The organism is Streptomyces sp. NPDC087300 (assembly GCF_044744425.1).
In the GTDB taxonomy this organism is placed as follows: Bacteria; Actinomycetota; Actinomycetes; order Streptomycetales; family Streptomycetaceae; genus Streptomyces.
The window spans coordinates 43,652-55,914 of the sequence record NZ_JBIUYI010000021.1 but is presented as its reverse complement, the minus strand read 5'-3'; the positions used below and the strand labels follow the sequence as shown (position 1 = coordinate 55,914).

Annotated in this window: 6 protein-coding genes; 5 read left to right on the top strand and 1 reads right to left on the bottom strand. The window is 74.1% G+C overall.

All coding sequences use genetic code 11. The annotated features are described in order from the left end of the window. The first annotated feature begins 39 nt into the window (after positions 1 to 39). The 3 genes from ACIO9J_RS42505 to ACIO9J_RS42495 all read left to right on the top strand — a co-directional run bounded on the left by ACIO9J_RS42505 (position 40) and on the right by ACIO9J_RS42495 (position 4,854). On the top strand, positions 40 to 981 hold the full coding sequence (locus tag ACIO9J_RS42505) for a class I SAM-dependent methyltransferase (RefSeq protein WP_402011019.1): 942 nt from the start codon (positions 40 to 42) through the stop codon (positions 979 to 981). A gap of 109 nt (positions 982 to 1,090) precedes the next feature. Further along, a complete protein-coding gene (locus tag ACIO9J_RS42500; protein WP_402011017.1) occupies positions 1,091 to 2,047 on the top strand; it encodes a hypothetical protein in 957 nt (318 codons plus the stop codon). After that, complete coding sequence (locus tag ACIO9J_RS42495; RefSeq protein ID WP_402011015.1) at positions 2,044 to 4,854, top strand: stealth conserved region 3 domain-containing protein; 2,811 nt, start codon at positions 2,044 to 2,046, stop codon at positions 4,852 to 4,854. The genes ACIO9J_RS42500 and ACIO9J_RS42495 overlap by 4 nt, the downstream gene beginning before the upstream one ends. Here ACIO9J_RS42495 and ACIO9J_RS42490 read toward each other — a convergent pair. Next, the gene (locus tag ACIO9J_RS42490) at positions 4,842 to 6,965 is read right to left on the bottom strand and encodes a CDP-glycerol glycerophosphotransferase family protein (protein WP_402011013.1); all 2,124 of its coding nucleotides are present in this window, start codon (positions 6,963 to 6,965) and stop codon (positions 4,842 to 4,844) included. The genes ACIO9J_RS42495 and ACIO9J_RS42490 overlap by 13 nt on opposite strands. Before the next feature lie 149 nt (positions 6,966 to 7,114). On the opposite strand from ACIO9J_RS42490, the gene ACIO9J_RS42485 reads away from it, so the two are divergent. Together ACIO9J_RS42485 and ACIO9J_RS42480 are read left to right on the top strand one after the other, a co-directional pair. Beyond that, complete coding sequence (locus tag ACIO9J_RS42485) at positions 7,115 to 10,606, top strand: CDP-glycerol glycerophosphotransferase family protein (RefSeq protein ID WP_402011011.1); 3,492 nt, start codon at positions 7,115 to 7,117, stop codon at positions 10,604 to 10,606. Between the two features lie 26 nt (positions 10,607 to 10,632). Next, positions 10,633 to 12,189 carry a hypothetical protein gene (locus ACIO9J_RS42480; RefSeq protein WP_402011039.1) on the top strand — a complete coding sequence of 519 codons (1,557 nt, stop codon included), beginning with the start codon at positions 10,633 to 10,635 and terminating at the stop codon, positions 12,187 to 12,189. Positions 12,190 to 12,263 lie beyond the last annotated feature (74 nt).

Here is a 12,263-nt window from a genome sequence, read left to right as displayed (position 1 = left end):
CGATCGGCCGCAGCACCGAACCTGATGGAGACCCCCGCCATGACCACGACCAGCAGCGAGACCACCCCCGGCGCGGGCGCCGGTGCCGAACTGCCCCGTCCGGCCGCCCTGGAGGACGTGCCGGGCTGGTTCTGGCCCCTGGACCAGCGCCTGTTCGCCTGGTTCCTGGGCGCGGGCGCCGCGGACACGCCGCCCGGCGACCTCCTGGAGATGGGCTGTTACCTCGGCAAGAGCACCATCGTCATGGGCGAGTTCCTGCGTACCGGCGAGAAGATGACCGTCTGCGACCTGTTCGGCTCGGACGACGGCTACACCAAGGAGGCCACCAAGGCCTTCTACCAGAAGTCCCTGACCAGGCAGGCGTTCGAGGCCAACTACGGGGCGTTCCACGACACCCTGCCCGAGCTGGTGGAGGGCCGCACCGACGTGCTGCCCGGGATGATCGCCGAGGGCTCGTGCCGGTTCGTGCACATCGACGCCTCGCACATGTACGACGACGTGGCCGCCGACATCCTCGCGGCGAGGAGCGCGCTGCGCGAGGGCGGCGTCCTCGTCCTCGACGACTACCGCACCGAGCACACCCCCGGGGTCGCCGCCGCCACCTGGGAGGCCGTGTTCCGGCACGGCCTGAAGCCGGTGATGCTCTCCTCCAACAAGCTGTACGGCACCTGGGGCGACCCGGCGCCGCTGCGGGACGCGCTGATGGCGGAGTTGCGCGGGGTGCCGCACTGCGCCCCGGAGATCCAGCACATCGCGGGCCTCGACGTGATCCGGGCCTCGCGGGCGAAGATCCCCGCGCCGGAGCTGGTCACGTCCCGGCACCCGGCGGCCCCGGAGCCCGTCGCGGAGGCAGGTGCGGTGCCCGCGCCGCGTGCGCAGGTGGTGCAGGTGCCGAAGCGCAGGCCGTCGAGGACCCGCAGGATCGTCGTCGACCTGCTCCCGCCCGTGGTCACGCGGGCGGTGCGCAGGGCGCGCCGCTGACCCCGTGCGGGCGGCCGACCGGGCAAAGTAGCCCAATGCACCACATTGGGTTCACGTCACACCCCCGGTCCTGGCCCGCCGCGTCCGGCCGCCGCACGGGCGGCGCCTCATGACCCCGCCCCCGCCGGCCGTCGTACGGCGGCTGCTCGCCACCGCACGCACCACCCGGTTCCGCGTCGAGCGGGCCGCCGCCGGGCGAGGGGGCGGCACGCTCCCCGCGCCGGTGCACCTCTCGCTGCGCGACAGCCGCACGCTCAACGTCGCCGTCGCCGCACGGCAGGACGCGGTAGGGGGCCGGCTGCTGATCACCCGGGGGCACCGCAGATACGCCGTGCCGCTCGCCCTGGAGCCGCGGACGCACGGGGATCCGCTGCTCACGGCCACCGTCACGCTGCGCGACGCGCGCGACGGCGGGCGGCCCGGAGTGCCGTTGAGCGACGGTGTCTGGCGGCTCACCGTGGAGACGCGGGACGCCCGCGGCCGGGCCGGGCGGCACGGGCTCGGCATCGAGGGTGACCCCGCGCCGCCGCCCACCCCGACCGTGCCGCACGCCCCCGATCCCCGGACCGGGACGCTCGTGCGGATCGTCAGGTCCCGTGGCGGACGGGCCGTGCTCCAGGCGACGCGGTCGCTGCCGCGCGCGGAGCTGGTGCGGTTCGTGCCGAGCGGGCACGGGATCACCGTGCACGGGCGGCTCGTCGCGGGCGCCGCGGGGCAGGCGGGGGCGCAGGGCCGGGCCGTACGGCGCAGGGACGGCGTCGTCGTACCCGTCGAAGTGGACTGGCGCGCCGAGGAGTTCACGCTGCGGGTGCCGCTCGACCGGATGACGGGGGCGGGTCCCGGCCAGTGGGTGTGGGACCTCCGCGTGGGCGAACTGCCGCTGGGCCGCTGGCTGTCCGACGTGCGCGACCACGCCGCCTCCCGCCCCACACCCTTCCGCGTCTTCGCCCTGCCGGACGGCGGGCTCACCCGGGCGCACGCGCACTTCACCCCGTCCGGCGCGTTCGCGGTGACCTGCCTCGACATCACCGACCTCACGCGGGAGCCCGCGAAGGAGACCCCATGAAGATCACCTATCTGCTCGGCTGGGGCGACGAGATGGGCGGCACCGAGCTCGCCACGTACACCCAGGCGCAGCACCTCGCCGAGCGGCACGACGTCGAGGTGCTCTCCGTGTTCAGGACCCGCGCCGAGCCGTTCTTCCCCGAGGCGCGTGGGCTCCCCGTCCGCTACCTCGTGGACCGGGCCACGACCCCCGAACGCCCGGTGCGGGCGACGGAGTTGGACGACGCCGCCTGCCGGACGCTCGCCGCGCTGCCCAGCGAGCTGATCAGGCCCGCCTGGGAGGACGCCTTCGACCGGCTCTCCGACGTCGAGCTGACCGCGGCGCTCGGCAGTCTGGAGACGGACGTCCTGGTCACCACCACGCCCGCGCTGCTCGCCGCCGCCGTGGCGCTCGCGCCCGCGCGGGTCGTCACCGTCCACCAGGAGCACCGCCCCACCCAGCGGCGCGGCCCGTCGGGGGAGCCGCTGCTGCTGCACGCGCCGCGCCTGGACGCGCTGGTCACGCTCACCGGGCGGACCAGGGACTGGATCGCGGAGTCCCTCGGCGCGACCGCGCCCGAGCTCGCCGTGATCCCGAACGCCGTGCCGGACGGCTTCCGGCCGCGCGCGGACGGCGAGAGCAAGGTCATCGTGATGGCGGCGCGGCTCACCGGCGAGAAGCGCGTCGACCACGCCGTGCAGGCGTTCGCGCGGATCGCCGACGCGCACCCCGGATGGTCGCTGCGGATCTTCGGCGGCGGCCACCGCGAGCGGCAGCTGCGGCGCCTGGTGGACGGCTTCGGCCTTCAGGACCGGGTCGAACTGCTCGGCCCCTGCCAGGACATGGCGGCCGAGTGGGCCAAGGCGGGGCTGAGCCTGCTGACGGCGGGCCACAACGAGGCGTTCCCGCTGGTCCTGCTCGAAGCGCTCGCGGCCGGGGTGCCCGTCATCGCGTACGACGTGCTGACCGGGCCCGCCGAGATCGTCCGCCACCGCGTGGACGGACTGCTCGTGCCGCCCGGCGAGATCGGTGAACTGGCCGTGGCGATGGACGAGTTGATGGGCGACGACGAGACCAGGCGCGGCTATGCGCGGGCCGCCCGCGAAGGCGTCTACGCCCGCTTCTCCTCCGCGGACGTCACCGCGCGCTGGGAGGAGCTGTACACGCGCCTGGTGGCGGCGCGGGACCGGCCCGAGCGGCTCGGCGGGCGCGCGGACCGGGTGGCGCTCGGGGTGGCGTCCGGCGGCTGCGGCTTCCGGCCCACCACGCCGCACACCTACGACGCGGCGGCCCGCACGGACGAGCACGCCCGCGAGGACGAGATCCTGAAGGCCGACACCCAGGGCCGGATCATCCGCTCGGTGGGCAGGCTCGCCGAGCGCCGTGACGACGTCCCGGCGCCCCGGATGGCCGACTGGAACCTGGAGCTGGCCGCTTCGGCGCTGGCCGCGCGGGACGTGCCGTACGTCCTGGTGCGCACCCCGGGTGCCACCGCGCACACCCTGGCGGTGGACGCCGACGACAGGGACCGCGCGCTCAAGGCCCTCGCGGGCGCGCTGCGCGGGCAGCCGGTCTACGCCGAGCTGGTCAATCCGCGGGACGCGGCACCCGGGTCCGTGCTGGCCGAACGCCTGGACGGCATCGGCGAGTTGGCGGGCGTCAAGCTGTTCAAGCCGGTGACCACGACGACCCTGTCGCTGCGGCACGGCGCGGGCCAGGCGTGCACGGTGGCGTTCTGGAACCGGGACCCGGCCGGGTTCCGCGCGCCCTTCGGCACCACGCTCGCGGGCACGGAGCTCCCCTCGCTCACCGCCACCACGACGCTGCGCGTGGCAGGCCGCTCCTATCCGAGCCTGGACGTGTTCGCCGAACTCCTCGTGCGGGACGTGGACTTCCCCGTCGACGCCGTCTACACCTGGGTCGACGACAGCGACCCCGAGTGGCGCGCCGAGCGCGACGCGGCGCTCGGCGGCGCGGGCCCCGCCTCCGCCGACAACGGGGCCGTGCGCTTCCGCAACCGCGACGAACTCCGCTTCAGCCTGCGCTCGCTGGCGATGTACGCCCCCTGGATCCGGCACGTCTACCTGGTCACCGCGGGCCAGACCCCCGACTGGCTCGCCGCCGAACACCCGGGCCTGACGGTCGTCGACCACCGCGACCTCTTCGAGGACCCGCAGGACTGTCTGCCGACCTTCAACTCGCACGCCATCGAGAGCCAACTGCACCGCATCGAGGGCCTGTCGGAGCACTTCCTCTACTTCAACGACGACATGTTCCTGGGCCGCCCCACCACCCCGGAGACCTTCTTCCTCAGCAACGGCGTCGCCCGCTTCTTCTGGTCGTCGGCGTCCGTGCCCGCGCTGCCCGTCTCCCCCGCGGACGAGGGCTATCTGGCGGCGGCGAAGAACAACAGGGAGCTGCTGCGCGAGACGTTCGGCCGCACCACGACGCACAGCTTCTTCCACGTGCCCTACGCGCTGCGCCGCGACGTCCTGCGGGAGATCAAGGAGCGCTTCCCCGCGGAGCTCGCGGCCACCGCCCGCGGCCGCTTCCGCTCGAACGACGACCTGTCCCTGGTCTCCTCGCTGCACCACCACTACGCGTACCTCACCGGGCGCGCCGTGCCCGGCGGGATCTCGTACGACTTCGTGGACATCGGCGACCGGCACGACCACGCCCGGCTCGGGCGGCTGCTCCAGAGCCGGGACAGGACGGCGTTCTGCATCGGGGAGTCGCCCGGGAGCCCGGTCGCGGACGAGGAGATGGCGCTCGCCATCCGCTCGTTCCTGCACGCGTACTTCCCGGTGCGCTCGCCCTACGAGGCCTGAGGGGCGCCCTCGGGGGCGCCGCCGAGGAAGAGCCGCCGGACCACGCGTTCGGCGGCTCCTCCGTCGTCGTAGGGGCAGAACCGGTCACGGAACGCGGACCGCAGCCGTGCCGCGTCCGGCGCGTTCCAGCCGCCTTCGGTGAACAGCGCGGCCAGCTCGTCCTCGCTGGTGGCGACGGCTCCCGGTGTCTCGCCGGGACGCCCCGAGAGCAGGTCGAAGTAGGTGCCCCTGGCCAGCCGGTAGGCCTGCCAGTCGGGCGCGTACGTCACGATCGGGCGGTCCAGGCAGGCGTAGTCGAACATCAGCGACGAGTAGTCCGTGATCAGCGCGTCGGAGGCCAGGCACAGGTCCTCCACGCGCGCGTGCCCGGTGACGTCGACGAGCTGCGGGTGGGCGGCGGGACCGGCGAGTCCGGCGTCGGCGCCGTAGAAATAGTGGGCGCGCACCAGGACGACGTAGGAGGGCCCGAGCCGCTCCACGAAGCGGCACAGGTCGACGCGGGGCAGGAAGCCCTTCTGGTAGTCGCGGTGGGTCGGCGCGTAGAGCAGCACCGTGCGCCCGTCGGCCACGCCCAACTCGCCCCGGATGCGCGCGACTTCGGCGTCGGTGACCCCGAAGTACACGTCGTTGCGCGGGTATCCGGCCTCCAGGGCCTGGTAGGACGCCGACGGATAGACCCGCTCCCAGATCTCCGTGGAGTGCGGGTTGGAGGAGAGGCTGAAGTCCCACTGGTCGGTGTGGTCGAGGACCTTCTGGAAGCTGATGCCGTGCGTGCCCGCCGGGTAGCGGCGCTGGTCAAGGCCCATCTTCTTGAGCGGCGTGCCGTGGTGTGTCTGGAGGTAGACCTGCCCCGGGCGCTTGGTGAAGCCGCCGGGGAAGCTGGAGTTGTTGATCAGGTAGGTCGCCCGCGCCATCGTCCGCCAGTAGCGCCGCGAGCCCTCGATGACGTACTCGACGCCCGCGGGCACCTTGTGCCTGTTGCGGCTCGAGACCACCCACACGCCCCTGATGTGCGGGGCGAGTTCGCGGGCCTTGGCGTGGATCGCGGCCGGGTTGCAGGAGACGCCGCGGTTCCAGTAGGCGCCGTAGACCGCGAGCCCCGGGTCCAGGCCGCGGCGCAGGTCGGCGCGGTAGGCAGCCTTCATGGCGCGGGCGCGGAGCTTCTTCTTCTGGCCGCTGAGCCTGCGGGCGACGCCCCGGCGCCGGGTCTCGGCCCTGCGCAGCCCTTCGTAGGCGCCCCAGGAGGCACCGGCGAGGGCCTTCTCCTCGGGGGTGCGGGGCGCGAGGCCGGGCGGCGCGTAGCCGCGGTGGACCCGGGCCGCCTCGCGGAAGAACTCCCGCCGGTCTCCCGCCCTGATCCGCCCCGGGTCCTCCAGGACGGCGAGCAGATGCGTGATCGCGGGCGGGAAGAGCCGGGTCCGCTCGGCCGGGTCCGCGGCGGCGAGGAGTTCCTCGTAGCGCGCGACGAGGGCGAAGTGCGCGCGGCCCGGGGTCTTGGAGAAGCCGGCGGCCCGCCGCTCGCGCCAGCGCACGCACGCCCGGTCGAGGACCGCGATGCGCTCCCCCGCGTCCAGGGTGGCGCGCTGGACGGGGACCACGTCCTCGTAGGCGCCCTGCGGGAAGCCCAGTCGGCGCTCGTGCCAGAAGGGGCGGCGGAAGACGCGGTTCCAGACGGCCACGGTGGCCGCGAGGGGGTCGCCCGTGAGGTCGTCGCCGCCCGCGCGGACGTTCTCCCACCAGTCGGTCCGCTCGTGCGCGAAGAGCAGCACGTCCGGGTCGTCGTGGGCGCGCAGGGCCGCGTCGAGCGCTTCGAGCGCGCCGGGCAGCAGCAGGTCGTCGCCGTCGAGGAACAGGAGGTACGCGCCGGTGGCCCGGTCGGCGCCGACGGCGCGGGCGGGTCCCGCGCCCGCCCGTGCGGGGATCCTGACGAGTTGCGCGCGCTCGTCGCGCTCCGCATACTCCCCGGCGATCGCGGCGCAGGCGTCGGGGGACGCGTCGTCGACGACGATCAGTTCGAGGTCGCCGAAGGACTGGGTGAGCACCGAGTCCAGGCATTCCCGCAGGTAGCCCTGGACGCGATGGGCGGGGACGACAACCGAGAAGCGCGACATGTCAACCGACCGTAGTCAGCCGGGCACCGCCTGTCGAAGACCCTCCATCACTCGTTGGGGTGATCAAGAGCAAAGAAGTTGACGCTTGGGACGCGGAAGCGGGCAAAGGGGATGAATACACCCGTATCACGTCCGAAAGGTCGGCCGCCGTGCAGCCCCGTCTCAGCGTCGTCGTACCCATCTACAACGTCGAGGAGTTCCTGGAGGAGTGCCTGGAGTCGATCGCCGGACAGACGATCGACGGTCCCGGCGGATCCGGCGGCCTGGAGTGCGTCCTCGTCGACGACGGGTCCACCGACGCCAGCCCCCGCATCGCCCGCGAGTTCGCCGCCAGGGACCCGCGCTTCGTCTACGTCCGCCAGCGCAACGCCGGACTGAGCGCGGCCCGCAACACCGGCGTGCGCAAGGCCTCCCCCACCGCCGAGTTCCTGACCTTCGTGGACAGCGACGACGTCGTGCCGCACGACGCCTACGAGCGGATGGTCGCCAGCCTGGACGCCACCGGGTCCGACTTCGCCAGCGGCAACGTCTGGCGGCTCAACGAGCGCGGCCGCTCCCAGGCCTGGCAGTACAAGTGGCTCACCGCGCCACGCACCCGTACGCACATCGCCCGCGACCTGGACCTGCTCTCCGACCGGGTCGCCTGGAACAAGGTGTTCCGCAGGTCCTTCTGGGACCGCCACAAGTTCGCCTTCCCCGAGGGCAAGCTCTACGAGGACACCCCCGTGATGATCCCGGCGCACTTCCTCGCCGGTTCCGTGGACGTGCTCAGCGACCACGTCTACTACTGGCGCGTGCGCGAGGGCTCCATCACCCGGCGCCGCACCGACGTCAAGGGCGTGCGCGACCGCATCGCGGCCTGCGCGCACGTCAGCGCCTTCCTCGCCGAGCACGCGCCCGAGATGAAGAAGACGTACGACACCTCCTGTCTGCGCGACGACTTCGTGTACTTCCTGGAAGGGCTGCCGATGGGCGGCCCCGAGTACCGCGCGGCGTTCATGCGGGACACGGCGGCCTTCCTGCACCGCGCCGACCCGGCGGTCGTCGCCGGGCTCCCCGTCGACCTGCGCGTCAAGTGGCAGCTCGTCCGCGAGGGGCGCACCGCCGAACTCGTCGAGCTGCTCTCCTTCGAGCGCGCCAACGGCTCCGCCTTCCAGGTGCGCGGCACGGTGCGGCGCAGCGCCGCCTACCCGGGCGTCGGCAGGATCCCCGACAAGCTCGCGCGGCTCGGGCGGCGCGAACTGCCCATGACGGCACGGGTGAGCGAGGCCCGCTGGGGCGCCGACGGGAAGCTGCGGATCATCGGCTACGCGTACGTACGCAACCTGGCGGCGACCCGGCCTGGCCACTCCGTGAAGACCGGGCTGCTCAAGTCGGCGCACAGCAAGGGGCAGTTCAGGCGGGTGCCGACGAGGACGGTCGCCGCGCCGGGGGCCACCGAGCAGTCCCGGCAGCGGCTGCACTGCTACGACCTGTCCGGCTTCGAGATGACCGTCGACCCCGAACGGCTGAAGACCGGCGGGCGCTGGCGGCCGGGCAACTGGCTGCTCGGCGTGGTCGTCGCGGGCCACGGCACGGTGCGCCGCGCGGCCGTGCGCGCCGCCGACGGGGCGGCCGCGCAGTCCGTGGTCCGCGAACTGGACGACGGACTCCGGCTCACCCTCGGCTTCAGCAAGAGCCGGCTCGTCCTGCGCGTGCAGGAGTACGCGGCACGGGTGGACGCCCACCGGCGCGACGGCGGCGACGTCGTCCTGAGCGGGCACCTGCCCGGCCGCACCCGGCCCACGGCGCTGCGGCTCACCCACAAGCACACCGGGACGGCGTTCGACTATCCGGTCGCGCTCGCCGACGACCGCTTCGAGGTCCGGGTGCGCCTCGCCGACCTGGAGGGCGTGGCGGCCACCCCGCACCTGGCGCCCAAGGAGGTGGAGCCCCCGCACGGCGACCGTTGGCAGGCCAACCTGGTGCTGCCCGACGGCAAGCTCAAGTCCCTGGCCGCCGCGCTCGACCTGCCCCCCGGCCGGTACGCGGCGCGGCCCGGACGCGAACTGTGCGCCACCGCCAACGACCAGGGCCAGCTGGTGGTCGAGCTGACCCGCCAGCCGATCGCCGACCGGGTCGTCTGGGGCGCCGACGGCACGCTCACCGTCGAGGGCGAGGTGGCGTCCGCCAGTTGGGGCGCGGCCGAACTCGTGCTGCGGCACAGCGGCCGCGACGAGGAGCTGAGCACGCCCGCCCAGCGGCACGGCGACCGCTTCAGGGCGGTGCTCGCGCCCGGCGGCGGGGCGCTGCGCGAGGGCCGCTGGTACGCGTTCCTGCGCGAGACGGCGGCTCCGCCCGGCGCGGCAGGGGCCGCGGCGCCGCGTGCCGAGGACGGCATGCCGGTGCGGCTCCTGGCGTCCGTGTCGGCCGCCTTCCCGCTCCACCGGACCGTCCAGGGGCGGGAGTTCACCGTCGACCGGCGGTTCGGCGACCGGCTGCTCGTCGAGTCGGGCTCGGTCCTCGACCGCGCCGAACGCGGCGCCTACCGGCAGCACCGGCTACGCACCGGCCACTACCCGGCCCACCGCGCCAAGCCGCTGACCGACGCCGTCCTCTACTTCGACGGGGACTCGCCGCGCGCCGTCCACGAGGAGCTGGTGCGGCGCGGGGCCGGCGTCGAGCACCTGTGGGTGACGGACGACCAGCAGACCCGGGTGCCCGCGGGCGCCCGCGGCGTCGAGCGGCACAGCGCCGCCTGGTACGAGGCGCTCGCCCGCTGCCGCCGCATCGTGACGGCGGGGCACCTGCCGGAGTTCTTCGAGCGGCGCGCGGGCCAGACCGTCGTCCAGACCTGGCACGGCGCGCCCCTCAAGCGCATCGGCACCGATCTGACCGGCACGCTCTACGCCGACCACGGACACCTCGACGCGCTGCCCGCGCTCGCCAGGCAGTGGGACGTCCTGGTCTCACCGAACCGTTTCTCCACCCCGCACCTGGGGCGTGCGCTCGCCTACGAGGGCGAGGTCCTGGAGGCCGGCTCGCCCCGCAACGACATGCTGTTCGCGGAGGACCGGGGCAAGGTCGCCGAGCGGGTGCGCCGCGAGCTCGGCATCGACCCCGGCAAGCGGGTCGTGCTGTACGCGCCGACCTACCGGGACCATCTCGCCTGCGCCCCCGGCCGGTTCCGCTACGAACCGGCGCTCGACTTCGGCTCCGCCGAGTCCGTGCTCGGCGACGACCACGTCCTGCTGGTGCGCAAGCACCCGCTGACCACGGGCCGCCTGACGGGCGCCCGCGCCCCCTTCGTACGCGACGTGTCCGGGCACCCCCGCACCGCCGAACTCCTGCTGATCGCCGACGTGCTGGTGACGGACTACTCCTCGCTGATGTTCGACTTCGCGCACACCGGGCGCCCGATGCTCTTCCACGCGTACGACCTGGAGCACTACCGCGACACCGTGCGCGGCTTCTACCTCGACTTCGAGACCAGCGCCCCCGGGCCGCTGCTCGCCTCCACCGGCGAGGTCGTCGAGGCGCTGCGCGACCTGGAGGCCATCGCGGCCCGGCACGCCGAGGCGTACGCGGCGTTCCGCGAGGCCTACTGCGACCTGGACGACGGCCGGGCGGCGGCCCGCGTGGCGGAGAGGCTGATGCGGTGAGCGGGGGTGCGGTGGGCGGCGGTGCGGTGAGGGGCGGTGCGGCGGGCGGCGGTGCGGCGGGCGGTGGGCTCCTCACCCGCAGGGTCGCGCACGGTGCGACGGCGCTGCGCGGCGGGCGCGGGTGGCGGCCCTCGCCCTACCTCGTCTTCGGCGGCCTCTTCTGGCTGGTGATGTCGCTCGCCTTCTGGCGGGTCCCGATGTGCTGCGACTTCGGCCAGCACGCGGCGGTCGTCGAGCGCCTGAAGGAGAACCTCCTCCACCCCGCGCACCCGATGGCCGACCTGCCGGGCGAGGGCAGCCCCTACTACTCGCCGTACGCGGTGGCGCAGGGACTCTTCGCCAAGGTGACGGGCCTCGCGGGCTGGGAGGTCGTGAAGCTCTCCGGGCCGCTCAACCTCGTCGTCCTGCTGACCGGCATCGGCCGCTTCGTCCGCGGCCTGACGGACCGTCAATGGGCGCCGGTGCTCGCCCTGTTCGCGATGGTGCTGCTCTGGGGCACGCGGATGGCGTGGTGGAGCGGCTATCTGGGCCTGATGTCGATGACGGGGAACCTCGGCTATCCGTCGACGTTCGCGATCGGCCTGGCGTTCTGGGCGTGGGCCTGCGCGGGCGCGCTCGCCAGGGGCCCGCGGCGCGGCCCCTGGCCCTACGCGGGGCTCGGCGCCCTGTGCGGGCTGATCCTCCTCATCCACCCGATCTCGTCGGTGGCCGCGGTGATCGGCGTCGTCGCGTTCGCGGCGTCCGGGCGCAGGCTGTGGATCTGGGCGACGACCGCGGTGACCGCCGTCGCCCTCGCCGCCTGCTGGCCGTACTACAGCGTCTTCGCGCTGGTCGGCGACGCGTCGGTGGACTGGATCCACCGGCAGCTCTACACCGAGATGCCGCAGCGCTTCTGGCTCGCCGCACTCGGCCTGCCCGCGCTGTGGCTGCGCTTCCGCAGGGACCGCAGGGACCCGCTGGTCCTCATGTTCGCGCTGGACTGCGCGGTCGTCGCCTACGGCTGGCTCAGCGGCCACTACACGTACGGCCGCATCCTCGGACTCACCCTGGTCCCCCTCCAGTTCGCCCTCGCGATCGAGCTCGCGGCGCCCCGGCCGTGGGGCTGGCGGCGCGGCGCGCTCGCCGGGGCCACCGCGCTCGGCGCCTGCGTCGGCTTCTGCCAGATCCAGGCGGGCGCCGTCGTGCCGCGCGCCCTGGACCCGGTCGGCTTCGACCAGCCGCCGCGCTGGCCCGACTACGCGTGGGCGACCGCCCCCATGCGCGAGGGCGACGTCGTCCTGACCGACGGCTACCGCCCCACCCGCTCGGTCCCCGGCTACGGCGTCAACCTGGTCGCCCCCGCCTGGCCCGACCCCTCACTCGACGAGCGCGTCCGCGAACGCAGACTGCGCGACGTGCGCGCCTACCTCTCCCCCGACTCCACCCGCGCCGAACGCACCGCGATCGTCCGCCGCTACCACGTGCGCTGGCTGCTGCTCTCACCCGAACAGAAGGTGCCGGGCGAGGCCGTGGTGGTGGACTGGGGCCCGCACACCGGCGAGGTCCTCGCGCGGGTGAACGGCGGCGGGGGCACGGCCCGGTGAGTCAGCGCCGCACGTAGAGACGCAGGGTCACACCGGGTGCCGCGAAGGGCGGCGCTCGCGGTGAACTCCCTTGC

Excerpts from the sequence above, each read along its gene's own strand:
- ACIO9J_RS42505 (WP_402011019.1), top strand. The coding sequence starts at position 40 with ATGACCACGACCAGCAGCGAGACCACCCCCGGCGCGGGCGCCGGTGCC.
- ACIO9J_RS42500 (WP_402011017.1), top strand. The coding sequence starts at position 1,091 with ATGACCCCGCCCCCGCCGGCCGTCGTACGGCGGCTGCTCGCCACCGCA.
- ACIO9J_RS42495 (WP_402011015.1), top strand. The coding sequence starts at position 2,044 with ATGAAGATCACCTATCTGCTCGGCTGGGGCGACGAGATGGGCGGCACC.
- ACIO9J_RS42490 (WP_402011013.1), bottom strand. The coding sequence starts at position 6,965 with ATGTCGCGCTTCTCGGTTGTCGTCCCCGCCCATCGCGTCCAGGGCTAC.